This is a genomic window from Enterobacter sp. ODB01 (assembly GCF_001623605.1).
GTDB classification, from domain to species: Bacteria; Pseudomonadota; Gammaproteobacteria; order Enterobacterales; family Enterobacteriaceae; genus Enterobacter; species Enterobacter kobei.
Genome location: NZ_CP015227.1, coordinates 181306 through 207196 on the forward strand (window position 1 = coordinate 181306; position 25891 = coordinate 207196).

26 protein-coding genes are annotated in these 25891 nt (G+C 54.8%); 15 read left to right on the forward strand and 11 right to left on the reverse strand.

Annotation, left to right across the window (positions count from 1 at the left end; all coding sequences use genetic code 11):
- Window positions 1-8: 8 nt before the first annotated feature.
- The gene (gene mscM, locus A4308_RS00845) at window positions 9-3332 is read left to right on the forward strand and encodes a miniconductance mechanosensitive channel MscM (RefSeq protein ID WP_023331844.1); all 3324 of its coding nucleotides are present in this window, start codon (window positions 9-11) and stop codon (window positions 3330-3332) included.
- Window positions 3333-3368: 36 nt separating this feature from the next.
- On the opposite strand, the gene yjeM is transcribed toward mscM, so the two are convergent.
- Window positions 3369-4868, reverse strand: a complete 1500-nt coding sequence (gene yjeM, locus A4308_RS00850) for a glutamate/gamma-aminobutyrate family transporter YjeM (protein WP_023336678.1) — start codon at window positions 4866-4868, stop codon at window positions 3369-3371.
- 198 nt (window positions 4869-5066) lie between these two features.
- The gene (gene epmA, locus A4308_RS00855; RefSeq protein WP_014882216.1) at window positions 5067-6044 is read right to left on the reverse strand and encodes an elongation factor P--(R)-beta-lysine ligase; all 978 of its coding nucleotides are present in this window, start codon (window positions 6042-6044) and stop codon (window positions 5067-5069) included.
- A gap of 310 nt (window positions 6045-6354) precedes the next feature.
- Between epmA and frdA the strand changes: the two genes are divergently transcribed.
- Genes frdA through frdD form a run of 4 tightly spaced genes read left to right on the forward strand, consistent with a single transcriptional unit; the run spans window position 6355 to window position 9648 of the window.
- On the forward strand, window positions 6355-8145 hold the full coding sequence (gene frdA, locus A4308_RS00860; protein WP_014882215.1) for a fumarate reductase (quinol) flavoprotein subunit: 1791 nt from the start codon (window positions 6355-6357) through the stop codon (window positions 8143-8145).
- Window positions 8138-8872: a fumarate reductase iron-sulfur protein gene (frdB, locus tag A4308_RS00865; RefSeq protein ID WP_014882214.1), complete on the forward strand. Its 735-nt coding sequence runs from the start codon at window positions 8138-8140 to the stop codon at window positions 8870-8872. The genes frdA and frdB overlap by 8 nt, the downstream gene beginning before the upstream one ends.
- A gap of 10 nt (window positions 8873-8882) precedes the next feature.
- The gene (frdC, locus tag A4308_RS00870; RefSeq protein ID WP_014882213.1) at window positions 8883-9278 is read left to right on the forward strand and encodes a fumarate reductase subunit FrdC; all 396 of its coding nucleotides are present in this window, start codon (window positions 8883-8885) and stop codon (window positions 9276-9278) included.
- A 10-nt stretch (window positions 9279-9288) separates the two neighbouring features.
- Entirely contained in the window at window positions 9289-9648 is a 360-nt protein-coding gene (frdD, locus tag A4308_RS00875) for a fumarate reductase subunit FrdD (RefSeq protein ID WP_000609653.1), read from the forward strand.
- 29 nt (window positions 9649-9677) lie between these two features.
- On the opposite strand, the gene ampR is transcribed toward frdD, so the two are convergent.
- Window positions 9678-10553, reverse strand: coding sequence for a LysR family transcriptional regulator AmpR (ampR, locus tag A4308_RS00880; protein ID WP_014882212.1), 876 nt, complete (start codon window positions 10551-10553; stop codon window positions 9678-9680).
- 132 nt (window positions 10554-10685) lie between these two features.
- On the opposite strand from ampR, the gene A4308_RS00885 reads away from it, so the two are divergent.
- Both A4308_RS00885 and A4308_RS00890 read left to right on the forward strand, forming a co-directional pair.
- Entirely contained in the window at window positions 10686-11831 is a 1146-nt protein-coding gene (locus A4308_RS00885) for a cephalosporin-hydrolyzing class C beta-lactamase ACT-143 (RefSeq protein ID WP_045282250.1), read from the forward strand.
- Between the two features lie 98 nt (window positions 11832-11929).
- Window positions 11930-12460, forward strand: a complete 531-nt coding sequence (locus tag A4308_RS00890) for a lipocalin family protein (protein WP_014882210.1) — start codon at window positions 11930-11932, stop codon at window positions 12458-12460.
- Here the strand turns inward: A4308_RS00890 and sugE are convergent.
- The gene (gene sugE / locus A4308_RS00895; protein WP_045269679.1) at window positions 12457-12774 is read right to left on the reverse strand and encodes a quaternary ammonium compound efflux SMR transporter SugE; all 318 of its coding nucleotides are present in this window, start codon (window positions 12772-12774) and stop codon (window positions 12457-12459) included. The two genes, A4308_RS00890 and sugE, sit on opposite strands and share 4 nt — an antisense overlap.
- Before the next feature lie 258 nt (window positions 12775-13032).
- On the opposite strand from sugE, the gene A4308_RS00900 reads away from it, so the two are divergent.
- On the forward strand, window positions 13033-13632 hold the full coding sequence (locus tag A4308_RS00900) for a response regulator transcription factor (protein ID WP_045134434.1): 600 nt from the start codon (window positions 13033-13035) through the stop codon (window positions 13630-13632).
- Window positions 13633-13669: 37 nt separating this feature from the next.
- Here A4308_RS00900 and ecnB read toward each other — a convergent pair whose 3' ends face one another.
- From ecnB to efp, 3 genes are all read right to left on the reverse strand, one after another.
- Window positions 13670-13816: a lipoprotein toxin entericidin B gene (gene ecnB / locus A4308_RS00905; RefSeq protein WP_003025482.1), complete on the reverse strand. Its 147-nt coding sequence runs from the start codon at window positions 13814-13816 to the stop codon at window positions 13670-13672.
- Window positions 13817-13924: 108 nt separating this feature from the next.
- Complete coding sequence (locus A4308_RS00910; protein WP_013095266.1) at window positions 13925-14056, reverse strand: entericidin A/B family lipoprotein; 132 nt, start codon at window positions 14054-14056, stop codon at window positions 13925-13927.
- Between the two features lie 48 nt (window positions 14057-14104).
- On the reverse strand, window positions 14105-14671 hold the full coding sequence (efp, locus tag A4308_RS00915) for an elongation factor P (protein ID WP_014882207.1): 567 nt from the start codon (window positions 14669-14671) through the stop codon (window positions 14105-14107).
- A 40-nt stretch (window positions 14672-14711) separates the two neighbouring features.
- On the opposite strand from efp, the gene epmB reads away from it, so the two are divergent.
- Window positions 14712-15740 (forward strand): EF-P beta-lysylation protein EpmB, encoded by a 1029-nt coding sequence (epmB, locus tag A4308_RS00920; protein WP_045282251.1) that lies wholly within the window; start codon window positions 14712-14714, stop codon window positions 15738-15740.
- Window positions 15741-15805: 65 nt separating this feature from the next.
- Here the strand turns inward: epmB and A4308_RS00925 are convergent, their stop codons facing one another.
- Entirely contained in the window at window positions 15806-16159 is a 354-nt protein-coding gene (locus A4308_RS00925) for a DUF4156 domain-containing protein (RefSeq protein WP_014882205.1), read from the reverse strand.
- A 232-nt stretch (window positions 16160-16391) separates the two neighbouring features.
- Here A4308_RS00925 and A4308_RS00930 point away from each other — a divergent pair, with 232 nt between their 5' ends.
- Genes A4308_RS00930 through iadA form a run of 3 tightly spaced genes read left to right on the forward strand, consistent with a single transcriptional unit; the run spans window position 16392 to window position 18673 of the window.
- On the forward strand, window positions 16392-17057 hold the full coding sequence (locus tag A4308_RS00930; protein WP_045134435.1) for a nucleoside recognition domain-containing protein: 666 nt from the start codon (window positions 16392-16394) through the stop codon (window positions 17055-17057).
- Window positions 17038-17499 (forward strand): YjiG family protein, encoded by a 462-nt coding sequence (locus A4308_RS00935; RefSeq protein WP_014882203.1) that lies wholly within the window; start codon window positions 17038-17040, stop codon window positions 17497-17499. Before A4308_RS00930 ends, A4308_RS00935 begins: the two co-directional genes overlap by 20 nt.
- 10 nt (window positions 17500-17509) lie before the next feature.
- The gene (gene iadA / locus A4308_RS00940; protein WP_045134436.1) at window positions 17510-18673 is read left to right on the forward strand and encodes a beta-aspartyl-peptidase; all 1164 of its coding nucleotides are present in this window, start codon (window positions 17510-17512) and stop codon (window positions 18671-18673) included.
- 73 nt (window positions 18674-18746) lie between these two features.
- Here the strand turns inward: iadA and groL are convergent, their stop codons facing one another.
- Both groL and A4308_RS00950 read right to left on the reverse strand, forming a co-directional pair.
- Window positions 18747-20390, reverse strand: a complete 1644-nt coding sequence (gene groL, locus A4308_RS00945) for a chaperonin GroEL (RefSeq protein WP_014882201.1) — start codon at window positions 20388-20390, stop codon at window positions 18747-18749.
- A gap of 31 nt (window positions 20391-20421) precedes the next feature.
- On the reverse strand, window positions 20422-20715 hold the full coding sequence (locus A4308_RS00950; protein WP_003855929.1) for a co-chaperone GroES: 294 nt from the start codon (window positions 20713-20715) through the stop codon (window positions 20422-20424).
- 179 nt (window positions 20716-20894) lie between these two features.
- Between A4308_RS00950 and yjeH the strand changes: the two genes are divergently transcribed.
- Window positions 20895-22142, forward strand: a complete 1248-nt coding sequence (gene yjeH / locus A4308_RS00955; protein WP_023331835.1) for an L-methionine/branched-chain amino acid transporter — start codon at window positions 20895-20897, stop codon at window positions 22140-22142.
- A gap of 24 nt (window positions 22143-22166) precedes the next feature.
- On the opposite strand, the gene A4308_RS00960 is transcribed toward yjeH, so the two are convergent.
- Window positions 22167-22631 carry an FxsA family protein gene (locus A4308_RS00960; RefSeq protein ID WP_014882199.1) on the reverse strand — a complete coding sequence of 155 codons (465 nt, stop codon included), beginning with the start codon at window positions 22629-22631 and terminating at the stop codon, window positions 22167-22169.
- Window positions 22632-22966: 335 nt separating this feature from the next.
- On the opposite strand from A4308_RS00960, the gene aspA reads away from it, so the two are divergent.
- Both aspA and A4308_RS00970 read left to right on the forward strand, forming a co-directional pair.
- Window positions 22967-24403 (forward strand): aspartate ammonia-lyase, encoded by a 1437-nt coding sequence (gene aspA, locus A4308_RS00965; protein WP_003855923.1) that lies wholly within the window; start codon window positions 22967-22969, stop codon window positions 24401-24403.
- Between the two features lie 115 nt (window positions 24404-24518).
- A complete protein-coding gene (locus tag A4308_RS00970; protein ID WP_023331834.1) occupies window positions 24519-25820 on the forward strand; it encodes an anaerobic C4-dicarboxylate transporter in 1302 nt (433 codons plus the stop codon).
- The last annotated feature ends 71 nt before the right edge of the window (window positions 25821-25891 follow it).

A 25891-nucleotide genomic window follows, 5' to 3' on the forward strand; every position in this document is an offset into this window, starting at 1 on the left:
TCGCTGACGTGCGCCCGATTATCGTTCTACTGATGGCCTGGTGCCTCAGCATGGGGGCGTACGCAGCGACAGCCCCCGACGCCAAACAGATAAGTCAGGAACTGGAGCAGGCAAAAGCGGCCAAACCCGCTCAGCCAGAGACCGTCGAGTCGCTTCAGTCCGCACTGAACGCGCTTGAAGAGCGGAAAGGCTCTCTTGAACGCGCTCAGCAATATCAGCAAGTTATCGACAACTTCCCCAAACTATCGCAAACATTGCGCGCGCAGCTGGCGAATCTGCGTGATGAGCCGCGCGATGTGCCAGCCAACATGACCACGGACGCCCTGAATCAGGAAATCCTGCAGGTCAGCAGCCAGCTTCTGGAGAAGAGCCGTCTGGCTCAGCAGGAGCAAGAGCGTGCACGTGAAATTGCCGACTCCCTCAGCCAGCTCCCGCAGCAGCAAACCGACGCCCGTCGCCAGCTTAATGAAGTTGAGCGCCGCGTGGGTACGCAAACTGGCAACACGCCGCAGGCGCAGGCACAAAATCTTGGTCTGCAGGCGGAATCGGCGCGTCTGAAAGCCCTGGTAGATGAACTGGAACTGGCGCAGCTGTCCGCCAATAACCGCCAGGAGCTGTCGCGGATGCGCTCGGAACTCGCACAAAAGCAGAGCGAGCAGCTGGATGCGTATCTTCAGGCCCTGCGTAATCAGCTTAATAGCCAGCGCCAGCGCGAGGCCGAACGTGCTCTCGAAAGCACCGAACTGCTGGCGGAAAACAGTGCCAACCTGCCAGCGGACATCGTCGATCAGTTTAAGGTCAACCGTGAGCTTTCTGCCGCACTGAATCAGCAGGCGCAGCGTATGGATCTGGTTGCCTCACAGCAACGTCAGGCGACCAATCAAACCCTGCAGGTGCGTCAGGCGCTCAACACCCTGCGCGAACAGTCCCAGTGGCTTGGGTCATCAAACCTGCTGGGCGAGGCGCTGCGTGCCCAGGTTGCGCGTCTGCCGGAAATGCCGAAGCCGCAGCAGCTGGATACCGAGATGGCCCAGCTACGCGTTCAGCGACTGCATTTTGAGGATCTCCTCAATAAGCAGCCGCAAATTCGCCAAATCCGTCAGGCGGATGGCCAGCCCCTGACCAGCGAGCAAAACCGGATTCTGGAAGCTCAGCTGCGTACCCAGCGTGAACTGCTGAACTCCCTGCTGCAGGGCGGCGATACGCTGATTCTGGAGCTGACTAAGCTCAAGGTTTCCAACAGCCAGCTGGAAGATGCGCTGAAAGAGGTCAACGAGGCAACGCACCGTTATCTTTTCTGGACATCCGACGTGCGTCCAATGACCTTCTCATGGCCGATCGAGATCGTGCAGGATTTGCGCCGTCTGATTTCGCTGGACACCGTCAGCCAACTGGGACAGGCCAGCGTGATGATGCTGACCAGCAAAGAGACCATCTTCCCGCTGCTGGGCGCGTTGATTCTGGTGGGATTCAGCATTTACTCACGCAGGCATTTTACCCGTTTCCTGGAGCGTTCCAGCGCACGGGTGGGGAAAGTCACTCAGGACCATTTCTGGCTGACGCTGCGCACCGTGTTTTGGTCGATACTTGTCGCCTCTCCGCTGCCGGTGCTGTGGATGACGCTCGGGTACGGGCTACGGGAAGCCTGGCCCTATCCACTCGCCGTTGCCATTGGCGATGGCGTGACAGCCACGGTACCGCTGCTGTGGGTCGTGATGATCTGCGCCACCCTCGCGCGACCAAATGGCCTTTTCATTGCCCACTTTGGCTGGCCACGTAACCGCGTTGCGCGCGCCATGCGCTACTACCTGATGAGCATCGGGCTGATTGTGCCGCTGATTATGGCGCTGATCATGTTTGATAATCTCGATGACCGCGAGTTCTCAGGCTCGCTGGGCCGCCTCTGCTTTATGCTGATATGCGGTGCGCTGGCCATTGTCACGCTCAGCCTGAAACGTGCAGGGATACCGCTCTATCTGGATAAATCCGGTAGCGGCGACAACATGTTTAACCGACTGCTCTGGAACCTGCTGCTCAGTGCCCCTCTGATTGCAATGCTGGCTGCAGCAGTGGGATATCTGGCTACCTCGAAGGCGCTACTGGCGCGTCTGGAAACCTCGGTGGCGATCTGGTTCCTGCTTCTGGTGGTGTATCACGTTATCCGCCGCGGAATGCTGATCCAGCGCCGTCGTCTGGCCTTTGACCGCGCCAAGCATCGCCGGGCGGAGATCCTCGCTCAACGTGCGCGAGGTGAGGAAGAGTCAAACCATGTTAATAGCACGGAAGGCACGATAGACGCGGACGAGGTCGAACTGGATCTGGATGCCATCAGTACCCAGTCCCTGCGGCTGGTGCGTTCCATCCTGATGCTGATAGCCCTCCTGTCGGTAATCTTCCTGTGGTCGGAAATTCATTCCGCGTTTGGCTTCCTGGAGAACATCTCTCTGTGGGATGTGACGTCCACGGTGCAGGGCGTGGAAAGCCTGGAGCCGATTACCCTGGGTGCAGTGCTGATTGCCATTCTGGTGCTGATCATCACCACCCAACTGGTGCGTAACTTCCCGGCACTGCTCGAGCTGGCGCTATTGCAGCATCTGGATTTAACCCCCGGCACGGGATATGCGATTACCACCATCACCAAATACCTGATATTGCTTTTTGGTGGGATGGTCGGTTTCTCAATGATTGGTATCGAGTGGTCTAAACTGCAGTGGCTGGTCGCCGCGCTGACGTTTGGCCTGGGTTTTGGCATGCAGGAGATTTTCGCCAACTTTGTGTCCGGCCTGATCATCCTGTTTGAAAAACCGATTCGTATAGGCGATACGGTGACGATTCGCGATCTGACCGGTAGCGTAACGAAGATCAACACTCGCGCCACCACAATCAGTGACTGGGACCGTAAAGAGATCATCGTGCCTAACAAGGCGTTTATCACCGAGCAGTTTATCAACTGGTCGTTGTCAGACTCCGTCACGCGTGTGGTGCTGACAGTGCCGGCACCGTCGGATGCTAACAGTGAAGAAGTCACGCAGATCCTCTATACCGCTGCCGAACGCTGCACGCTGGTGCTCGATAACCCTGCACCGGAAGTGTTCCTGGTCGATTTACAACAGGGGATCCAGATTTTCGAGCTGCGTATCTACGCCGCCGAAATGGGGCACCGAATGCCGCTTCGCCACGAGATCCACCAGCTGATTCTGGCGGGCTTCCGCGAGCACGGTATTGATATGCCGTTCCCACCGTTCCAGATGCGTCTGGAAAGTATGGACGGACGAAAGATGGGTAAAACCCTAACCTCGGCGGCAAGAACCCGCCCGGCAGGAAGTTTGTAACTGTCTCCCCTCCCCTTCGGGAGGGGTATTTTAGCGCTATGCCACTTCCGTGACGAACGCCTGCGAGCGTCGACGGTAATTCTCGTAAATCCCCATCGCCAGCAGCGAGAAGAAGATCGGCCCACCCACCATCCACAACGCGCTGTTCCAGTCATTCGCCTCAACCACGGGCTGTATAACGGTAAAGATGTTGGCAAACGCCACGACCAGCACCACCACCGTGGTCGCCAGCAGCGTTGCCGCGCGGGTTTTGAAGATCACAAACGGACGCTCAAGATCCTGCTTCGCTTTGAAGAACGGGAACGCCAGGGTCAGGAACAGGTAGGGCAGCGTCATCGACACGTTCGCCATCAGGGTCAGCTTGTTGTAAAACGCAGACGCCGTATCGCCACCAAAAGACACCAGCAGGATGAACATGCAGACCAGCAGACACTGCATCCACATAGCGTTAGCTGGCATTCCTGCGGTGTTCAACTGCGTCATGCGTGCTGGCCACAGCGCTTTAGGCGTACCCTGAATGATCGCTTTCAGCGGCGAGTAGATAAGCGTGAAGAATGCGCCGGTATAGGCGAGGAACATCGACAGGCCGGTGATACGCGCAAACCAGACTCCCATTACCGATGCCGCCTCGGGGCTCAGGTTCATGGCCTGCCCCAGGGTCATCCCCAGGCTTTTCATTAGCACATAGGTAATGTTGCCGAGGTTAGTGGTGTTATTGCTCAACACCTGTTGCCAGTTGGTGCTGACGCCCCAGAGGAAAATGGCCAGTGAATAGCCGATGGAAATCACGATAGCGGCAAAAATAATCCCTTTGGCGAAGTTCTTTTCCGGGTTCTCGGTCTTGTCGACCAGCCCGCCTACCGCTTCAATACCACCGTAAGCGAAGATGGCAAACACCACAAAGGAGAGCATAGCCAGCCCGGACTGATAACCCGGATTAGGGGATGAAACAAAATTGACCTCCTGCGCAAAATGCCCGCCGTTCAGGCACAGAATAGCGATACTCACCAGCAGCAGCACCAGGTTCAGACACATCACTGAAATACCACCAACCGCGGTGATACGGGCAATTTTGTTGATACCTTTCGACGCCACCAGCGTGACCATCACCATCCAGAAGACCGCCAGAATACCGACGACCTGCGTGGAGCTCAGCCCTGCCAGAGACCAGACCTGCGTTTTATCCGTACCAAAAAGAAACGTGGAGAACGGCACCCAGACTTTGGCCGCCGTGCTGACCATCCACACGACGTAGGATGAAAACCACATAAACGTCCCGATAAACGCGTAACGCGGGCCGATACTGTTGTTCATCCACGAATAGATACCGCCCTCTTCTTTTCGGTAAGCCGAGCCCATCTCCGCCATCATTAGCGCAAACGGGATAAAGAAGAACAGAGCAGAAACGATATAAAACGGCGTCGCGCTATAGCCCATCAGATAGAAAGCCGACGGGCTGTTAGCAAAGCCAAAAACTGACGTAAAAATCATCAGTATGAGCCCGGTAAGGGTCATTTTTTTGAGTGAGTGGGACATATAACCATCCGAAGAGGAATTAAACTGCGCGGATGTTAGCAGATGACCAGACAAATATTGTGGCTATACGAAGCAATTTAAGAAAAAGACCCGTGTACACAGAAAATGGCAGTTTTTAATGTTGCCATGACGAAATGGAAAGGATAATTGCCACCAGAAGCGTAGGCCGGGTAAGCGATAGCGCCACCCGGCAATTCTTTACGCGCGATCGACCGTAAAGGCAATCACATCGCCCAGTTGCTCTGCGCCAAGGGCCAGCATTACCAGACGGTCAACACCCAGCGCTACGCCTGAGCAGTCCGGCAGACCGGCTTTTAACGCTTCCAGCAGGTTGTTATCAATTGGCTGCTGCGGCAGACCACGCGCGCCGCGCTTGCGGTTATCCTGCTCAAAACGCTGCTGCTGTTCACGCGCGTCGGTCAGTTCGTGGAAACCGTTCGCCAGCTCAATGCCTTTGTAATAGACCTCAAAACGCTCCGCTACGCGGTGATCTTCGGTGCTGATCTGCGCCAGTGACGCCTGGCTTGCCGGGAAATGGTAAACGAAGGTCGGGCGATCTTTGCCAATCAGTGGTTCAACACCAAAAGTGAACAGCAGTTGCAGCAGCGTGTCGCGATCCTCTTCGGTATCCGCCACGTTGCTCAGATCCAGTTTTGCCGCCACTTCGCGCAGCTGGGCCTTGTCCGCCGACAGCGGATCGATTTCCAGATGGCGCTGGAAAGCCTGCTGATAAGAGAGCGTTTCTGCTTCTGAACACTCCAGTACCTGCTGCAGCAGATCGTCCACCTCATTCATCAGGCGGTACATATCATAATGCGGGCGGTACCACTCCAGCATGGTGAATTCCGGGTTATGGTGACGACCCATCTCTTCATTTCGGAAACTGCGGCACAGCTGATACACCGGACCACACCCCGCCGCCAGCAGGCGTTTCATGTGGTATTCCGGGCTGGTCATCAGATACAGATTCATGCCCTGAGAGTGGCCAGGACCAACAAAACGGGTTTCAAACGGGACCAGATGAATATCCGTCACCGTTGCCTGACTCATGCACGGGGTTTCCACCTCCAGGACGCCGCGGTCGGCAAAGAAACGGCGGATCTCCGTCATAATTGCAGCGCGTTTTAACAGATTTGGGATGGATGCGCTCGGCTGCCAGGTGGCCGTTTCGCTCATGAGTTTTTCTCCGATTTCAGACAAGGGCACGAAGTCTACTCGTTAGCAGGGACAGAGACAAATTTTGCGCAGTAAAAAAGCGCATTTCATTTAGGTTGATTATTTCGTGACGTAATTCATCAATCACCATGATAAATCACCGCACAGAACAGCAAAAAAATCGAACACGTCAAATTTCCCTGACATCTACACGGTTATACTCTTTTACCCATAAAGGAGCAGTGGAAACGCTTTCGCAATCGTCCCTTTGGACGGGTGAACTACCTTTAGTTTGTCGCGTTGCGAAATAACAAAAATCTGGAGGAATGTCGTGCAAACTTTTCAAGCCGATCTTGCCGTAATTGGCGCTGGCGGGGCTGGATTACGTGCTGCGATTGCTGCAGCGCAGGCTAATCCAAACGCTAAAATCGCACTGATTTCAAAAGTCTATCCGATGCGCAGCCACACTGTTGCCGCAGAAGGAGGATCCGCCGCCGTTGCGCAGGATCATGACAGCTTTGAATACCATTTCCACGACACGGTTGCAGGGGGCGACTGGCTTTGCGAACAGGATGTCGTTGACTACTTTGTCCATCATTGTCCAACGGAGATGACCCAGCTTGAGCAGTGGGGATGTCCGTGGAGCCGCCGTCCGGACGGCAGCGTCAACGTCCGCCGCTTCGGCGGAATGAAGATTGAACGCACCTGGTTCGCCGCCGATAAGACCGGCTTCCACATGTTGCATACCCTGTTCCAGACCTCCCTTCAGTTCCCACAAATTCAGCGCTTTGATGAACATTTCGTCCTCGATATCCTGGTTGATGACGGGCATGCGCGCGGCCTGGTGGCAATGAACATGATGGAAGGCACGCTCGTTCAGATCCGCGCTAACGCGGTGGTGATGGCAACGGGCGGCGCGGGACGCGTGTACCGCTATAACACCAACGGCGGCATCGTTACCGGTGACGGCATGGGCATGGCGCTCAGCCACGGCGTGCCGCTGCGTGATATGGAGTTTGTGCAGTATCACCCAACCGGTCTGCCAGGGTCCGGCATTTTGATGACGGAAGGCTGCCGCGGTGAAGGCGGTATTCTGGTCAACAAAAACGGCTACCGCTATCTGCAGGATTACGGTATGGGTCCGGAAACGCCGCTTGGCGAGCCGAAGAACAAATACATGGAACTCGGCCCGCGCGACAAAGTTTCTCAGGCCTTCTGGCACGAGTGGCGCAAAGGCAACACCATCTCAACGCCGCGCGGCGACGTGGTTTACCTTGACCTGCGTCACCTGGGCGAGAAGAAACTGCTGGAACGTCTGCCGTTTATCTGTGAGCTGGCGAAAGCCTATGTGGGCGTCGACCCGGTGAAAGAGCCGATTCCGGTTCGCCCAACTGCACACTACACCATGGGCGGTATCGAAACCGATCAGCAGTGCGAAACCCGTATTCAGGGCCTGTTTGCGGTGGGCGAATGTTCCTCTGTGGGTCTGCACGGCGCCAACCGTCTGGGATCTAACTCGCTGGCAGAGCTGGTGGTCTTTGGCCGCATGGCGGGCGAACGCGCAATGGAGCGTGCCGCAACCGCAGGCGAAGCTAACGGTGCCGCGCTGGATGCGCAGGTCGCAGACGTTGAAAAACGCCTGAAAGACCTGGTGAACCAGGAAGGTAACGAGAACTGGTCGAAGATCCGCGATGAAATGGGTCTGTCGATGGAAGAAGGCTGCGGTATCTACCGTACCCCTGAGCTGATGCAGAAAACCGTCGACAAGCTGGCGGAGCTGCAGGAGCGCTTCAAGCGCGTGCGCATCACCGACACCTCCAGCGTCTTCAATACCGACCTGCTCTATACCATTGAGCTGGGCCACGGCCTGAACGTCGCGGAATGTATGGCGCACTCTGCGCTGGCGCGTAAAGAGTCGCGTGGGGCGCACCAGCGTCTGGACGAAGGCTGCACCGAACGTGACGACGTCAATTTCCTGAAACACACTCTCGCCTGGCGCGATGCGGATGGCACAACGCGCCTGGACTACAGCGACGTGAAAATCACCACGCTGCCGCCGGCTAAACGCGTGTACGGCGCAGAAGCAGAAGCCGCCGAGAAGAAGGAGAAGGCGAATGGCTGAGATGCAAAAACTGAAAGTTGAAGTGGTGCGCTACAATCCGGAAGTGGATACCGCCCCCCACAGCGCTTTCTATGAAGTGCCTTATGACGAGCAAACCTCCCTGCTGGATGCGCTCGGCTATATCAAAGATAACCTGGCACCGGACCTGAGCTACCGCTGGTCCTGCCGCATGGCAATCTGCGGCTCCTGCGGCATGATGGTCAACAAAGTGCCGAAGCTGGCATGCAAAACCTTCCTGCGCGATTACACCAAAGGCATCAAGGTTGAAGCATTGGGTAATTTCCCAATCGAGCGCGATCTGGTGGTCGATATGACGCACTTTATCGAAAGTCTGGAAGCGATTAAGCCGTACATCATTGGCAACCCGCGTACCCCGGATCAGGGACCCAATACCCAGACACCAGCGCAGATGGCGAAATACCATCAGTTCTCCGGCTGCATCAACTGCGGCCTGTGCTATGCCGCTTGTCCCCAGTTTGGCCTGAACCCTGAGTTCATCGGCCCGGCCGCCATTACCCTGGCGCACCGCTATAACGAAGACAGCCGCGACCACGGTAAAAAAGAACGCATGGCGCAGCTTAACAGCCAGAACGGCGTCTGGACCTGTACCTTTGTGGGTTATTGCTCCGAAGTTTGTCCGAAGCATGTCGACCCGGCCGCCGCAATTCAGCAGGGTAAAGTGGAAAGCTCGAAAGACTTTCTTATCGCTACCCTGAAACCACGCTAAGGAGTGCATGATGACGACTAAACGCAAAGCCTATGTACGGCCAGTGCCGTCCACCTGGTGGAAAAACCTGCCGTTTTATCGCTTCTACATGCTGCGTGAAGGCACGGCGGTACCGGCGGTCTGGTTCAGCCTTGAGCTGATGTATGGCGTTTTTGCCCTCAAGCACGGGCCGGAAACCTGGGCGAACTTTGTCGGTTTCCTGCAAAACCCCATCATCGTAATTCTGAACCTGATCGTGCTCGCGGCAGCGCTGCTTCATACCAAAACCTGGTTTGAACTGGCGCCAAAAGCGGCAAACATCATCGTAAAAGGCGAGAAAATGGGGCCAGAGCCGGTGATTAAAGGGCTATGGGGAGTGACGATCCTGGTCACTGTGGTCATTCTGTTTGTCGCACTGTTCTGGTAAGGAGACGACTGTGATTAATCCAAATCCAAAACGTTCAGACGAGCCGGTCTTCTGGGGCCTGTTTGGCGCAGGCGGCATGTGGAGCGCCATCATCGCGCCGGTGATCATTCTGCTGGTCGGGATTATGCTGCCGCTGGGGTTATTCCCAGGCGATGCGCTGAGCTACGAACGCGTGCTGGCGTTTGCGAGCAGCTTTATTGGTCGGGTATTCATCTTCCTGATGATCGTCCTGCCGCTGTGGTGTGGCCTGCACCGTATTCACCATGCGATGCATGACCTGAAAATCCATGTACCAAGCGGTAAATGGGTATTCTATGGTCTGGCGACCATCCTGACCGTGGTGACGCTGATTGCCGTGGTCACTATCTGATACATCTGGCCCGCCCTCCGGCGGGCCTTTTATTTCTGCATTTTTCCCACCAGCCATTGAGCAAACTCATGCATTGCGGGGGTTTCAGCCCTCGACTGTAATCGCGTGAGCCAGTAACTCCCCAGGTCAATCCGGGTGGCAAACGGCTGCACGATACGCTCGCTATTGAGCAGATGGGTAAACATATCCACAGGTGCTATGGCGATGCCCACACCTGCCTGCGCGGCTTCCAGCATGGTCACGGACGAATCAAAGACCATCACCCGATGCGTGGGTGACGGGGGATGTTCACCTGCCGCCTGCATCCACGCCGACCATTCGTCGCGTCGGTAGGAGCGCAGCAGGGTAAACTTCAGAATGTCGGCCGGAGACTGGAGCCCGAGAGCAATATCGGGTGAGCAAAGCGGGGACAGCGGTGCAGAACACAGGAACTGCGCTTCAGTGCCGTGCCACGCCCCGCCACCGTAGCGAATCGTATAATCCAGCCCTTCCGCCGCGGGATCGACGCGGTTGTTATGGGTCGAAAGATGAAGATCGATATGCGGATAGCAGCGACGAAAGTCCGCGAGCTGCGAGAATAAAACACCGGTAGCAAAGGTGCCGACCACACCCACTTTTAGCTTCTCCTGGGCGCGATGACTGGCAAAGCGATCCAGCATTCCGGCGATCCGATCGAATGAATCATTCAACACCGGCAGCAAGTTTTCACCTTCCGTGGTCAGCATCAGCCCGCGCGAAACGCGGACAAACAGCTGACAATTCAGATGCTGCTCCAGCGCTTTAACGTGCTGGCTGATAGCAGAGTGGGTCACGTTCAGCTCTATCGCAGCATGCGTAAAACTGAGGTGTCTGGCGGCAGCTTCGAAAGCGCGAAGCGAATTAAGCGGGAGATAGCTGCGGGTCATCATTACATCCGTTAGAAAAATTAACAGCTAATGCTAAATTTAACCGTTTGTCAGCCACAGTCAAATCCAACAGACTACTGAGGTCTGACGGGCCCGGACACTCCCTTGAACCGCTATTACGGAAGATAACTGATGAAGACAAAATCCCTTTGCTGTGCCCTGCTGCTCAGCACCTCCTGCTCTGTTCTCGCCGCGCCGATGTCAGAGAAACAGCTGTCTGACGTGGTGGAACGTACCGTTACCCCCCTGATGAAAGCGCAAGCCATTCCGGGCATGGCGGTGGCGGTGATTTATCAGGGTCAGCCGCACTACTTTACCTTCGGAAAGGCCGATGTTACGGCGAACAAACCTGTCACCCCGCAAACCCTGTTTGAGCTGGGCTCTATAAGTAAAACCTTCACCGGCGTATTAGGTGGCGATGCGATTGCGCGCGGAGAAATATCGCTGGGCGACCCCGTGACAAAGTACTGGCCCGAGCTAACAGGCAAGCAGTGGCAGGGTATTCGCATGTTGGATCTGGCGACCTACACCGCGGGTGGCCTGCCGCTACAGGTGCCGGATGAGGTCACGGATAACACCTCCCTGCTGCGTTTCTATCAACACTGGCAACCGCAGTGGAAACCAGGCACAACGCGTCTTTATGCGAACGCCAGCATCGGGCTTTTTGGCGCCCTCGCGGTTAAACCCTCCGGTATGAACTTTGAACAGGCCATGACGAAGCGGGTCTTCAAGCCACTCAAACTGGACCATACATGGATTAACGTTCCGAAAGAAGAAGAGGCGCATTACGCCTGGGGATACCGTGATGGTAAAGCAATCCACGTTTCACCGGGAATGCTGGATGCCGAAGCGTATGGTGTCAAAACCAACATCCAGGATATGGCGAGCTGGCTGAAGGCCAACATGAACCCTGACGCCCTTTCGGATTCAACGTTGAAACAGGGTATTGCCCTGGCACAGTCTCGCTACTGGCGCGTGGGTGCCATGTATCAGGGTCTGGGCTGGGAGATGCTCAACTGGCCGGTAGAAGCCAAAACCGTCGTGGAGGGCAGCGATAACAAGGTGGCTCTTGCACCGTTACTGGTGGCAGAAGTGAACCCTCCAGCTCCGCCAGTAAAAGCATCATGGGTACATAAAACAGGCTCGACGGGTGGATTCGGCAGCTATGTCGCATTTATTCCTGAAAAGGAACTCGGCATTGTTATGCTGGCGAACAAGAGCTACCCGAACCCGGCGCGCGTGGAAGCGGCATACCGTATTCTGAGCGCTCTGCAGTAAAACCTTGCCGGGTGGTGCTAACGCCCACCCGGCCTGCAAAATTCCCGCATTTTCCCTGCTGTCATCTACACTTAACAAAAAACAGTAAGGAAACTCCTATGCGCATTCTGCCTGTTATCGCCGCGGTGACAGCCGCGTTTTTAGTGGTTGCCTGCAGTTCCCCTACCCCACCTCCTGGTGTCACTGTCGTCACGCCTTTTGACGCACAACGCTTTCTCGGAACATGGTATGAAATCGCCCGCCTCGACCATCGGTTTGAACAGGGTTTAGAGAAGGTGACTGCACATTACAGCACGATGGAGGATGGGGGTATTCAGGTTATCAACCGGGGCTATAACCCCGATCGGCAGATGTGGCAGCAGTCTGTCGGGAAAGCATACTTCACCGGCGACCCGCGACGGGCCGCGCTCAAAGTCTCTTTCATTGGCCCCTTCTATGGCGGCTATAACGTGATAGCGCTCGACAGAGAGTACCGTCACGCACTGGTCTGCGGGCCGGATCGCAACTATCTGTGGATTCTTTCCCGCACGCCAACCATTTCGTCGGAGATGAAACAGCAGATGCTGGATGTCGCGACCCGGCAAGGGTTTGATGTGTCGAAACTCATCTGGGTTAAACAGCCCCACTAATGGGTGCTGAGCTTCAGTCCAATGATACCGGCCACAATCAGGGCGAGGCTGACGATACGCGCCAGGCTCGCTGACTCACCCAGCAACAGAATGCCGGTAATTGCAGCCCCCACGGCACCAATCCCCGTCCAGACAGCATAGGCTGTTCCCACGGGCAGGGAACGCATCGCCCATGAGAGCAGAACAATACTCACAATCATCGCAGAAACGGTAATGACGCTGGGCGTCAGGCGGGTAAAACCGTGGGTGTACTTAAGACCAATCGCCCATACCACTTCGAGCAGGCCGGCAATAAAAAGAATAATCCAGGACATCTCAGGCTCCTTAACTTAAATAAGTTGGGGCCGTCCCCGATGAAGAAAGCGCTTACGGGTCGTCCCGCAAGGCAGATAACGCCTCATATTTTGGTTAACGTGCGATTTTTTTTCAATCATTTTCTGCTGACCCCCTTAAGGCCAGAAATAGCCGCAGTAAGGCGCGCAGTTCAGGCATTTATTACTCATCGGACTTCTCTATGATGATGTGCTTTCTGATGGCAGGAAGCCAAACCACTAGCCGACTGCGAATAAAATATGTTCAAAATACTTTTGATTGACCGTTGTCACTTTACCCGCGCGGGGTTTGAAGCATGGCTCAATCATTCCGGTTTATTCCCGGGACATTACGTTGTGACCGGGCTGAACAATCTTTTCCTCGCCAGAGAGCATATTCTGCAATGGAAACCCTCACTGGTTATCGCTGACCTGCATGGTTTCAGGCAGGATACTCCCCATTTTCAGCAATTCTCTTCCTTACTGAATGCCAGCGAAAAACTCCCCTTTATTATGTTGCAATCGGGAGAGGACAGAGACATGACGGCCTGGCTGGAGAACTTCCCGGTCTGGTCTTCACTCATGAAAAATGCCCGTCTTGAGGAACTCGCCACGGTTATTAATGACGCGTTAATTTCGGGCTCAGACACGCACAGACCAACAGTGGCCACGCCGTTGCTGACCCGCCAGGAGGAGAAAGTGCTGACAATGTGGATGGACGGCGCAAGCAATCAAAAAATTGCCGCTCACCTGAGTATCAATGGGAAAACGGTATATACCTACAAGCGAAATATCCGCATGAAGCTGCATATGGACACGCGCTTTTCCCCGTTTTTATCTCCGCAGGGTACAGAAAACTGACGGTACGAAACCCTTCTGGTTCCGTACCGTTAATTAATTACTGCTGTGCTTTTGTTGCCGCACCAGAGATTGCACTACCACCTTCAGAAATATCCTGACCAACGCCACGCGTGGTATTACAGGCAGTTAATACTGAAGAAAGTACCAGGACAGAAAAGATCGCTGCAATTGTCTTCTTAACCATAATATCTTCCTTTTATAGCCAAAGTTATTTTGTGTATAGCAACTTAAGAATAGACAAGATCCCGCCGATTGACGGACAAGGAAGCATTTTTAGGAAAATTAGACGAGTTTAGCTGGCTGCGTGAGAAATGATATGCCCAAGATCCTGGATATCTTCCCCCATGCCGCGCGTGGTGTTACAGCCGGAAAGTAATGCACTGGAGAGCGCTAACAGAAGCAGAATTTTAACGGTACGTTTCATCATCCCTGCCTGCAAAAATCAGGCGCAGCGGGCGCTGCGCCCTGACTATTACTTCACGCGTGATACGTATTCGCCGGAGCGGGTATCCACTTTGATCACTTCGCCAGTCTGTACGAACAGTGGCACTTTAACCACAGCACCGGTAGACAGCGTCGCTGGTTTACCGCCAGTACCGGCAGTGTCACCTTTCAGACCTGGATCGGTTTCAACGATTTCCAGCTCAACAAAGTTTGGTGGAGTAACAGCGATAGGCTGACCGTTCCACAGGGTCACGATGCACTCAGCCTGATCCAGCAGCCATTTTTCGCTATCGCCAATCGCTTTCGCGTCAGCAGACAGCTGCTCGAAGGTTTCGTTGTTCATGAAGTGCCAGAACTCACCGTCGTTGTACAGGTAAGTCAGGTTCATATCCACAACATCTGCGCCTTCAGCGGAGTCGGTAGATTTGAAAGTTTTCTCAACGCGGGTACCGGTCAGCAGGCGGCGCAGCTTAACGCGTGCGAATGCCTGGCCTTTACCTGGTTTAACGAATTCGCTGGCTTCAACCGCGTACGGTTCGCCGTCCATCATGATTTTAAGACCAGCACGAAAATCGTTGCTATAGTACGTTGCCATAAGGCCCTCTAAATTTGTTAACTGGTAGCTAAGCCACAAAATGGCGCATATTGTAACCCTAAACACCCCGTCCAGAGAAGATTGGTTATCGCAACTTGCCGATGTAATCACCAGTCCTGATGAATTGCTGCGTCTTTTAGACCTCGATCAGCACCCAGAGTTGCTTGCGGGCCGCGAGGCAAAGCGCCTTTTCGCCCTGCGCGTTCCACGCGCGTTTGTTGCGCGCATGGAGAAAGGCAATCCTGACGATCCGCTTTTAAAACAAACCATTACCTTGCAGGATGAGTTCATTACTGCACCAGGGTACAGCACCGATCCCCTGGAAGAGCAGAACAGTGTGGTACCGGGTTTACTGCATAAGTATCTCAACCGCGCCCTGCTGCTGGTCAAAGGCGGCTGCGCGGTAAATTGTCGCTATTGCTTCCGTCGGCACTTCCCTTACGCCGAAAACCAGGGAAATAAGCGTAACTGGCAGGTCGCGCTGGACTATATCGCCGCCCATTCAGAGCTGGATGAGATTATTTTTTCCGGCGGTGATCCGCTGATGGCAAAAGATCATGAGCTGGACTGGCTGTTAACCCAGCTTGAGGCCATCCCGCACATCAAACGTCTGCGTATTCACAGCCGTTTACCGATTGTCATTCCGGCACGCATTACTGACGGACTGGTGTCGCGCCTGGCGCAATCCCGCTTGCAGGTGCTGCTGGTGAACCATATTAACCACGCGAATGAAATTGACGATGCATTTCGCGCGGCGATGGCGCGCCTGCGTAAGGTGGGGGTCACGCTGCTGAACCAGAGCGTGCTGCTGCGTGGGGTAAATGATAGCGCCCGCGTGCTGGCCGACCTCAGTAACGCCCTGTTTGATGCGGGCGTGATGCCCTATTATCTGCATGTGCTGGATCGCGTGCAGGGTGCGGCGCACTTCATGGTGACCGATGAAGAAGCCCGACAGATTATGCGCGAGCTGTTAACGCTGGTTTCAGGTTATATGGTGCCTAAACTGGCACGCGAGATTGGCGGAGAACCGAGCAAGACGCCGCTGGATTTGCAGCTGCGGCAGCACTAAAAGGCAGTTGGCGCTACGCTTACCTGACCTGCAGCGTCCGGGCGCAGCGCCATCACCACGTTAACTCAGTTTGGGCACTTGTAGACCTGGCCGCTCATCTGGCTGGCGGTTGGCACGAAGCTGGAGAGCATTCCCTGCGTTGGGCTACTCACGCCGTAAATCACATTGCCGCCCATCGCCGCAGCCTGATTACGCAGGGCATTCGCCGCACCGCGCATTGAGCCGCCCTCTTCACCATGCTGTCCCGACATCCAGTTGCTTTGCTCGCCCGTGGCCGTACCTAACAGCTGGCATTCGCTACCCGGCTTATCTTCTACAAAGCGAACACCCTGGCCCGCCGCCGACAGCTCATTGCTGGAGCTACAACCCGCCAGCAGCAATGCTGCCCCTACAATCCCTGCACAGACTTTTACGCGCATGTTATTCCTCGTTTTCAATAAGCTGGACAGTAGTTGTCCGTGTCTAAATCTTATACCTAAAAGATGACCAAAAGAAAAATGCCGAGCATTTCTGCGAACCAGATTCCGCCAGGCACTCCTCCGACATCTTAAATGAATTCTGATAATAGCCTTTGGGATATCGTGTTTTAGCCCTCGATCGTATTTAGTGGTGCGACGTACAACTTTTGTACGCAATGAAAAAGGGGGTTTCATGAGTGCATCATCCTCAGGAGAGGAAAAAGTGACATGGGTAGGCTATCTGGCGTTTGTACTCACCATCGTATTTTTCTCCGGTTTTTTCGCCAAAAGTACTGAATGGTGGCGCGTGCTGGACTTTACCGTCTTAAACGGTAGCTTTGGACCGGTCAACGGCGCCCTGACGTTTCGCGGCACGGGCGGAACGGGGGCGAAAGACGGTTTTTTATTTGCCCTTGAACTGGCGCCCTCGGTCATTTTATCGCTCGGGATCATTGCCGTCACCGAAGGCCTGGGCGGACTGCGTGCCGCACAACAGCTGATGACGCCTATTTTGCGTCCGCTGCTTGGCGTGCCGGGGATCTGCTCTCTGGCCCTTATCGCCAACCTGCAAAACACCGATGCGGCGGCAGGTATGACCAAAGAGCTGACCGACGACGGAGCAATTACCGACCATGAACGCGCCATTTTCGCTACCTTCCAGACCAGCGGAAGCGCCATTATTACCAACTATTTTTCTTCCGGCGCCGCGCTTTTCACGTTTATTACCGTCCCGGTGATCGCGCCGCTGGCCGTCATTCTGGTATTCAAATTTGTTGGCGCTAACTTCCTGCGACTGTGGATCGCCCGTATGGAAGATCATCGTATTCAGGAGGAAAATAATGATCGCCCAGCCGCGTAAAAATATCATGGACATGTTTATTGATGGTGCCCGTCGCGGCTTTACCATCGCGACCACCAGCCTGCTGCCAAACGTGGTCATGGCATTTGTCATTATTCAGGCACTGAAGGTGACGGGCCTGCTGGATATCGTGGGCAATGTTTGCGAGCCCGTCATGGCGCTCTGGGGGCTTCCGGGCGCGGCGGCAACGGTCCTTCTGGCCTCGGTGATGAGTATGGGCGGCGGCGTGGGGGTCTGCGCCAGTCTGGTCGCCGCCGGCTCACTCAACGGTCACGATGCCACCATCCTGCTGCCCGCCATCTATTTGATGGGCAATCCGGTGCAAAATACTGGCCGCTGCCTGGGTACCGCAGGCGTGAATCCGAAATATTACCCGCACATTATTACGGTTTGCGTCATTAACGCTCTGCTCTCAATGTGGGTGATGCAGCTACTCTTCTGAGGAGATAAAAATGGATTTTTCAGTGCTGGAACCCCATCTTTTCCGCAACGCACATCTCTACGCCCCGGAGGATCGGGGACATTGCGATCTGCTGATCGCTGGGGGAAAAATTGTTGCGTGCGAAAAAGCGGGGCATGCAACAACGCGGATGGCGTGTCCTGAAACCGATCTCGCCGGAGCGGTGATTTGCCCGGGATTTATCGATCAGCACGTGCATCTCATCGGTGGCGGCGGTGAAGCGGGGCCCCACACCCGCACGCCGGAGGTGCGGCTGTCTGCGCTGGTAGCAGCAGGTATCACCTCCGTGGTTGGCCTGCTGGGCACCGACGGCGTCACCCGACACCCTGAATCACTGCTGGCAAAAACACGAGCGCTTGAGCATGAAGGGATCAGCGCGTGGATGCTGACGGGCGCGTACGGACTGCCTTCTCCGACGATTACCGGCAGTATTGAAAAAGATGTGGCGCTGATCGACAAAATCATTGGTGTGAAATGCGCGATTTCCGATCATCGCTCTTCCGCGCCAGCGGACGATCGGCTCGCCAGCATGGCCGCCCAGTCACGCGTCGGCGGGCTATTGGGTGCCAAAGCGGGTATCTCCGTTTTTCACCTCGGCAACAGCCCGAAGCTGCTGGAGCCGCTCCTTAACATTCTGAATAACGCCGACGTTCCCCGCACGAAGCTGCTGCCAACCCACGTTAACCGCGGCGAGGCGCTTTTCCTCGCCGCGCTAAACTATGCTCGCGAAGGGGGTTATATCGATATCACCACCAGCATCAGCGAACCCATTGATGCCGCCACCGCCATTGCGACAGCCCGCGAAGCGCAGGTGCCGTTTAACCGTCTCACGCTCAGCTCGGACGGTAACGGTAGCCAGCCGAATTTTGACGCAAATGGCAACCTGGTAGGCATTGGCGTGGCAGGATTCGAATCCCTTCCGGAAACCCTACAGCAGTTGGTCAGCCGCTATCACCTGCCGCTGGAGGAGGCGCTTCTGCCATTTACGCGTAATGTGGCGGAGTTTCTCGGGCTGGAGCATAAAGGACGGATCGCGCCCGGATGCGATGCCGATTTCCTGGTGTTGACGGACGATCTAAAAATCCACGAGGTCTGGGCGAAAGGCCGCCAGATGGTGCGCGAAGGTGTTGTGTGCGTGAAAGGCACCTTTGAGTAGCAGCTGGACAGGCAATAAAAAACCCCGGGCATCGCTGCCCGGGGTTCGTTCTGAGAGGTTCAGAACAACATGATTACATCATGCCGCCCATACCACCCATGCCGCCCATACCAGCAGCACCTAAGTCAGGCGCGTCGCCTTTAGGCATATCAGTAACCATGCACTCGGTAGTGATCATCAGGCCAGCTACAGATGCCGCATACTGCAGAGCAGAACGGGTAACTTTAGTTGGGTCCAGAATACCGAAGTCGATCATGTTGCCGTATTCTTCAGTTGCCGCGTTGTAACCGTAGTTACCTTCGCCCGCTTTCACGTTGTTCGCAACCACAGATGGCTCTTCACCGGCGTTAGAAACGATCTGACGCAGAGGCGCTTCCATTGCGCGCAGCGCAACTTTGATACCCACGTTCTGGTCTTCGTTCTGTGCAGTCAGGCCAGCCAGTTTAGCGGCAACACGCACCAGCGCAACGCCACCACCAGCAACCACGCCTTCTTCTACCGCAGCACGGGTCGCGTGCAGGGCATCGTCAACGCGCGCTTTTTTCTCTTTCATTTCAACTTCGGTCGCAGCACCGACTTTGATAACGGCGACACCGCCTGCCAGTTTCGCTACGCGCTCCTGCAGTTTTTCACGGTCGTAATCAGAGGTTGCTTCTTCGATCTGCTTACGGATCTGACCAACACGGCCCTGAATAGCGGCTTCTTCACCCACACCGTCGATGATGGTGGTGGTGTCTTTGTTGATCACAACGCGTTTTGCCTGGCCCAGGTCTTCCAGGGTCGCTTTTTCCAGCTCCATACCGATCTCTTCAGAGATAACGGTACCGCCAGTCAGGGTAGCGATATCCTGCAGCATCGCTTTACGACGATCGCCGAAGCCAGGTGCTTTAACCGCAGCCACTTTCACGATGCCACGCATGGTGTTAACCACCAGGGTCGCCAGCGCTTCGCCTTCAACGTCTTCAGCGATGATAACCAGCGGTTTGCCTGCTTTCGCAACGGCTTCCAGCACTGGCAGCATTTCGCGGATGTTGGAGATTTTCTTGTCAGCCAGCAGGATGAACGGGCTTTCCAGCTCAACAGCGCCAGTCTCTGGCTTGTTGATGAAGTATGGGGACAGGTAGCCGCGGTCGAACTGCATACCTTCAACCACGTCCAGTTCGTCTTCCAGACCGGTACCGTCTTCAACGGTGATAACGCCTTCTTTACCGACTTTGTCCATCGCTTCAGCGATCAGTTTACCTACGGTTTCGTCGGAGTTAGCGGAGATGGTACCTACCTGAGCAATGGCTTTGGAGTCAGAGCACGGTACGGACAGCGCTTTCAGCTCTTCAACAGCGGAAGCGACAGCTTTGTCGATACCACGTTTCAGATCCATTGGGTTCATGCCCGCAGCAACGGCTTTCAGACCTTCAGTGATGATAGCCTGCGCCAGTACGGTCGCGGTGGTGGTACCGTCACCTGCAGCATCGTTCGCTTTAGAGGCAACTTCTTTCACCATCTGAGCACCCATGTTTTCGAACTTGTCTTCCAGTTCGATTTCACGTGCTACAGAAACACCATCTTTGGTGATGGTTGGCGCGCCGAAGGATTTATCCAGCACTACGTTACGGCCTTTCGGGCCCAGGGTCACTTTAACTGCATCGGCCAGTACGTTTACGCCGCGGAGCATTTTTACACGAGCGTCGTTACCGAATTTTACGTCTTTAGCTGCCATGTTCTTATTTCCTCAAATTCTCGTGCGTAAATTACGCTTCAACAATTGCCAGAATGTCGCTCTCGGACATGATCAACACTTCTTCATTGTCGATCTTCTCGGATTTCACGCCGTAGCCATCGTTGAAAATTACGATGTCACCAACTTTAACGTCCAGCGGCTGCACAGTTCCGTTTTCTAGGATGCGGCCCTTACCGACAGCGATGATTTCGCCACGCGTTGATTTGGCTGCAGCAGAACCGGTCAGAACGATGCCGCCAGCAGACTTGGTTTCAACTTCTTTACGTTTGACGATCACACGATCATGTAACGGACGAATACTCATTGATAGCTCTCCTTTGAGAAAGTCATTATCAGTTATGGATGACGCCGGCCCGCATGCGGTTTTCCGACTAGTGCCCTGAGAGATGGGGATAGCTTTTTCCCCCTTCAAGGGGGAGTTGAAAAAAAATTTTGCGAAAGTGTTACCATCCCCTCTCTTTTGGTATTGGCAGGACGATGTCAATGAGTGGACTTAAACAGGAGTTGGGACTGGCGCAGGGCGTTGGCCTGCTCTCAACCTCCTTGTTAGGTACGGGCGTATTTGCCGTACCCGCACTGGCGGCGCTGGTAGCAGGCAATAACAGCCTGTGGGCGTGGCCGGTGCTGATTGTGCTGGTGTTTCCGATAGCCATTGTGTTTGCCATCCTCGGGCGGCACTTCCCTGACGCAGGCGGTGTGGCGCACTTTGTCGGGCTGGCGTTTGGCCCGCGACTGAAGCGTGTTACCGGCTGGCTGTTTCTCTCGGTGATCCCGGTGGGTCTTCCTGCGGCATTGCATATTGCAACCGGCTTTGGACAGGCGCTGTTTGGCTGGCATAACGAGCAGCTCCTGCTGGCTGAACTGGGTACGCTGGCCATCGTCTGGTGGGTGGGCTCACGCGGCGCCAGCTCAAGTGCAAACCTGCAGACGCTGGTTGCGGTACTGATTGTTGCGCTCGTTGCGGCTGTCTGGTGGGCGGGCAATATCACAATTAAGGACATTCCCTTCCCGGCAGCGACAAACATTGACCATTCACAGCTTTTCGCAGCCCTTGCCGTTATGTTCTGGTGTTTTGTGGGTCTCGAAGCGTTCGCCCATCTGGCCTCTGAATTTAAGCAGCCTGAGCGCGATTTTCCGCGCGCGCTGATGATTGGCCTGCTGCTGGCAGGAACAGTTTACTGGGCCTGCACCGTGCTGGTATTGCACTTCAACGCATTCGGTGCGGATAAAGCGGCTGCCGCGTCACTGCCGGGCATAGTGGTACACCTGTTTGGCGTAAAAGCGCTGTGGGTCGCATGTATGATTGGCTATCTCGCCTGTTTTGCCAGCCTGAATATTTATATCCAGAGCTTTGCCCGTCTGGTGTGGTCGCAGGCGCTTTATAATCCTGAAAGCCGTCTTGCGCAGTTGTCCAAACGTCAACTTCCGGTGAATGCACTGAATACCGTGCTGGGCTGCTGCGTGTTGAGTACGCTGGGTATTTACGTACTGAAAATCAATCTGGATGCCCTGATCGTCTACGCCAACGGCATTTTCATTATGATCTATCTGCTGTGCATGCTGGCGGGCTGTCGTCTGCTGGAAGGCCGTTATAAAGCACTGGCGGTCGTCGGGGGTGTGCTTTGCCTGCTGTTGCTGGCAATGGTGGGATGGAAGAGTGTGTATGCCATCGTCATGCTGGCAGGGCTGTGGCTGTTTTTACCGAAGCGGCAAAATCCTCAGGCCCGGTGAGCGATGCGCCACCGGGCATAAAAATCACCGATCGTCTTTGTGGTCTAAACGGTCGTGCTGTTCATCCTTACGCTGATACTCCCCTTCAAACGTATCGCCCGGGCCCGTACTGAAGCCACCACCCGGCATACGGCTAAAACGCAGATGCGGCAGCAGCTTCATGGTCAGGTGTTTTTGCACTGGCGGCAGAAGCAGCAAAAGGCCGAGGAAGTCGGTAAAGAAGCCAGGCAGAATAAGCAGCAGACCCGCGATAATCAGCGACACGCTTTTGATCATCTCTTCTGCCGGGCTTTCGCCTGCAGCCATCTTCTGCTGCATTATCAGGAAATTTTTGAAACCCTGGTTACGCACCAGCGACATGCCGATGACGGAGGTGAAAATCACCAGAACCAGCGTCAGCAGGACGCCCAGTACATGGGCAACCTGGATAAAAATGGAAATCTCAATGTAAACATAGAGAAAGAAAGCAATAAATGGTATCCAGCGCACTGGCATCTCCTGTAGGGCAGGTGCCGTCAGGCCCCTGTCTGAATGTGTTCGCGACGCGCGTTTGTATGAAATGGTGGCAGTTAGCGAAAATTCAATCGGTTTGCACGGATATTTTTTCTGGAAATATTAAAGCGGTGACACATTTCACAGATTAATAATTATCATGGAATCGGCTCGATAATAAGTGATCCAGCTTACGGCAATTCGCTATCATCAGCATATGATCTCGAGCATCTGGCTGATTGAGGGAATAATCGTCGGTCAGAAAATATTCAAAACCACATATATACTGTGTGTTTAGTACAATCCATCGGCAGCTTGAAAAGAAGGTTCACATGTTAAACAACATTCGTATCGAAGAAGACTTGTTGGGTACCAGGGAAGTTCCAGCGGATGCCTACTATGGTGTTCACACTCTGAGAGCGATTGAAAACTTCTACATCAGCAACAGCAAAATCAGCGACATCCCTGAGTTTGTCCGTGGCATGGTGATGGTGAAGAAAGCCGCAGCGCTGGCTAACAAAGAGCTGCAAACCATTCCTAAAAGCGCGGCAAATGCGATTATCGCTGCCTGCGATGAAGTGCTGAACAACGGCAAATGCATGGACCAGTTCCCGGTTGACGTCTATCAGGGCGGCGCGGGTACCTCCGTCAACATGAATACCAACGAAGTACTGGCAAACATCGGCCTGGAGCTGATGGGTCATCAGAAAGGTGAATACCAGTACCTGAACCCGAACGACCACGTTAACAAATGCCAGTCCACCAACGACGCCTACCCAACCGGCTTCCGTATCGCGGTGTATGCCTCCGTGGTGAAACTGGTGGACGCCATCAACCAACTGGGCGATGGCTTCCAGCGTAAAGCGGTTGAGTTCCAGGATATCCTGAAAATGGGTCGTACCCAGTTACAGGACGCAGTGCCAATGACGCTGGGCCAGGAATTCCACGCATTTAACGTGCTGCTGAATGAAGAGACCAAAAACCTGCTGCGCACCTCTGAGCTGCTGCTGGAAGTGAACCTGGGCGCAACCGCCATCGGTACGCGTCTGAACACCCCGGATGGCTATCAGCAGCTGGCGGTTCAGAAGCTGGCTGAAGTGTCCAACCTGCCAGTCGTGCCTGCGGAAGACCTGATTGAAGCCACCTCCGACTGCGGCGCGTACGTGATGGTACACAGCGCACTAAAACGTCTGGCGGTGAAACTGTCCAAAATCTGTAATGACCTGCGCCTGCTCTCTTCCGGCCCGCGCGCTGGCCTCAACGAAATCAACCTGCCAGAACTGCAGGCGGGTTCGTCCATCATGCCAGCTAAGGTGAACCCGGTCGTGCCAGAAGTGGTGAACCAGGTTTGCTTCAAAGTCATCGGTAACGACACTACCGTGACGATGGCCTCCGAGGCCGGTCAGCTGCAGCTGAACGTAATGGAGCCTGTGATTGGCCAGGCGATGTTCGAATCTATCCACATCCTGACTAACGCCTGCTACAACCTGCTGGAAAAATGCATTAACGGCATTACCGCAAATAAAGAAGTGTGTGAAGGCTACGTTTACAACTCTATCGGGATCGTCACCTACCTCAACCCGTTCATCGGTCACCATAACGGTGACATCGTCGGTAAGATTTGTGCCGAAACCGGTAAGAGCGTGCGTGAAGTGGTGCTGGAGCGCGGACTGTTGACCGAGGCTGAGCTGGACGATATCTTCTCCGCCCAGAACCTGATGCACCCGGCATATAAAGCGAAACGATATACCGATGAAAGCGAACAGTAACCGTTCAGGCTAGGCTTTTAAAGGCACGTCACTTGTGACGTGCCTTTTTTCTTTTTAGGCGTTACCAAAATACAACAATTCAATATCAACTTGTTAATAAGCAAGGCAGGTCCTTATGTTTGGAGCAGAACTCGTCATCGTCTTGTTGGCGATTTATTTGGGAGCAAGACTCGGGGGTATCGGCATCGGTTTTGCCGGCGGTCTCGGGGTGCTCGTTCTTACCCTTATCTTTCAGATTAAACCCGGCGCAATCCCCTTTGACGTTATCGAAATCATCATGGCAGTTATTGCCGCTATCGCCGCTATGCAGGTGGCAGGCGGTATGGACTACCTGGTGAGTCTGGCGGAGCGTATGCTGCGCCGCCATCCTAAATACATTACCTTCCTTGCCCCGCTGGTCACCTGGTTTATGACCATTCTCGCGGGAACTGGCCACACGGCGTTCTCCACGCTGCCGGTGATTACCGAAGTGGCAAAAGAACAGGGGATTCGCCCGTCTCGTCCCCTCTCTATTGCCGTCGTTGCGTCTCAGATTGCCATCACCGCCTCGCCGATCTCTGCCGCCGTGGTCTTCTTCGCCGGTATCCTGGAGCCGATGGGCGTGAGCTACCTGACGCTGCTGGCGATCTGTATTCCGGTGACGCTGATTGCGGTCATGATTACTGCCGTGCTGTGTAACTTCCTCGGTGCCGAACTGAAAGACGATCCGGTTTACCAGGAGCGTCTGGCAAAAGGTGAAGTGAGACTGCGCGGTAGCCAGGTCTTCGAACTGAAGCCGCACGCAAAGCGCTCCGTACTGCTGTTCCTGATTGGTATCGTCGCAGTGATGTTCTACGCAACCGCCATCAGTGACACCGTGGGGCTGATTCAGAACCCGGTTCTGCCGCGTAACGAAGCGATTGTGGTGTTCATGCTGACTATCGCGACGCTGATTAGCATCACCTGTAAAATCGACACCAGCGAAGTGCTGAACGCCAGTACCTTTAAATCCGGTATGAGTGCCTGCGTGTGTGTACTGGGTGTGGCATGGCTCGGCGATACTTTCGTGAAGGCGCATATCAGCGATATCCAGACCGTAGCCGGCGACCTGCTGCACAACTACCCGTGGCTGCTGGCGGTCGTGCTGTTCTTTGCTGCGACCCTGCTTTACTCCCAGGCAGCAACCACCAAAGCGCTGATGCCTGCGGCACTCATGTTAGGCGTAACGCCGCTGACGGCGATTGCCTCTTTCGCAGCCGTTTCCGCACTGTTCGTTCTGCCAACCTACCCAACCCTGCTGGCAGCGGTTGAAATGGATGACACTGGCTCTACCCGTATCGGTAAATACGTGTTTAACCACGCGTTTCTGATCCCGGGCGTGGTAGCAATTACGCTTTGCGTCATCCTCGGCTTTATCATCGGTGGCATTGTGCTGTAAACCTTCAGCCGTTGTAAAAATAGTTAAAATCGGGCCGCACTGCGGCCCGATTCATTAATGACCAATCGTCT

Excerpts from the sequence above, each read along its gene's own strand:
- yjeM (WP_023336678.1), bottom strand. The coding sequence starts at position 4,868 with ATGTCCCACTCACTCAAAAAAATGACCCTTACCGGGCTCATACTGATG.
- epmA (WP_014882216.1), bottom strand. The coding sequence starts at position 6,044 with ATGAGCGAAACGGCCACCTGGCAGCCGAGCGCATCCATCCCAAATCTG.
- frdB (WP_014882214.1), top strand. The coding sequence starts at position 8,138 with ATGGCTGAGATGCAAAAACTGAAAGTTGAAGTGGTGCGCTACAATCCG.
- frdC (WP_014882213.1), top strand. The coding sequence starts at position 8,883 with ATGACGACTAAACGCAAAGCCTATGTACGGCCAGTGCCGTCCACCTGG.
- ampR (WP_014882212.1), bottom strand. The coding sequence starts at position 10,553 with ATGACCCGCAGCTATCTCCCGCTTAATTCGCTTCGCGCTTTCGAAGCT.
- A4308_RS00885 (WP_045282250.1), top strand. The coding sequence starts at position 10,686 with ATGAAGACAAAATCCCTTTGCTGTGCCCTGCTGCTCAGCACCTCCTGC.
- A4308_RS00890 (WP_014882210.1), top strand. The coding sequence starts at position 11,930 with ATGCGCATTCTGCCTGTTATCGCCGCGGTGACAGCCGCGTTTTTAGTG.
- sugE (WP_045269679.1), bottom strand. The coding sequence starts at position 12,774 with ATGTCCTGGATTATTCTTTTTATTGCCGGCCTGCTCGAAGTGGTATGG.
- A4308_RS00900 (WP_045134434.1), top strand. The coding sequence starts at position 13,033 with ATGTTCAAAATACTTTTGATTGACCGTTGTCACTTTACCCGCGCGGGG.
- ecnB (WP_003025482.1), bottom strand. The coding sequence starts at position 13,816 with ATGGTTAAGAAGACAATTGCAGCGATCTTTTCTGTCCTGGTACTTTCT.
- A4308_RS00910 (WP_013095266.1), bottom strand. The coding sequence starts at position 14,056 with ATGAAACGTACCGTTAAAATTCTGCTTCTGTTAGCGCTCTCCAGTGCA.
- efp (WP_014882207.1), bottom strand. The coding sequence starts at position 14,671 with ATGGCAACGTACTATAGCAACGATTTTCGTGCTGGTCTTAAAATCATG.
- epmB (WP_045282251.1), top strand. The coding sequence starts at position 14,712 with ATGGCGCATATTGTAACCCTAAACACCCCGTCCAGAGAAGATTGGTTA.
- A4308_RS00925 (WP_014882205.1), bottom strand. The coding sequence starts at position 16,159 with ATGCGCGTAAAAGTCTGTGCAGGGATTGTAGGGGCAGCATTGCTGCTG.
- A4308_RS00930 (WP_045134435.1), top strand. The coding sequence starts at position 16,392 with ATGAGTGCATCATCCTCAGGAGAGGAAAAAGTGACATGGGTAGGCTAT.
- A4308_RS00935 (WP_014882203.1), top strand. The coding sequence starts at position 17,038 with ATGATCGCCCAGCCGCGTAAAAATATCATGGACATGTTTATTGATGGT.
- iadA (WP_045134436.1), top strand. The coding sequence starts at position 17,510 with ATGGATTTTTCAGTGCTGGAACCCCATCTTTTCCGCAACGCACATCTC.
- groL (WP_014882201.1), bottom strand. The coding sequence starts at position 20,390 with ATGGCAGCTAAAGACGTAAAATTCGGTAACGACGCTCGTGTAAAAATG.
- A4308_RS00950 (WP_003855929.1), bottom strand. The coding sequence starts at position 20,715 with ATGAGTATTCGTCCGTTACATGATCGTGTGATCGTCAAACGTAAAGAA.
- yjeH (WP_023331835.1), top strand. The coding sequence starts at position 20,895 with ATGAGTGGACTTAAACAGGAGTTGGGACTGGCGCAGGGCGTTGGCCTG.
- aspA (WP_003855923.1), top strand. The coding sequence starts at position 22,967 with ATGTTAAACAACATTCGTATCGAAGAAGACTTGTTGGGTACCAGGGAA.
- A4308_RS00970 (WP_023331834.1), top strand. The coding sequence starts at position 24,519 with ATGTTTGGAGCAGAACTCGTCATCGTCTTGTTGGCGATTTATTTGGGA.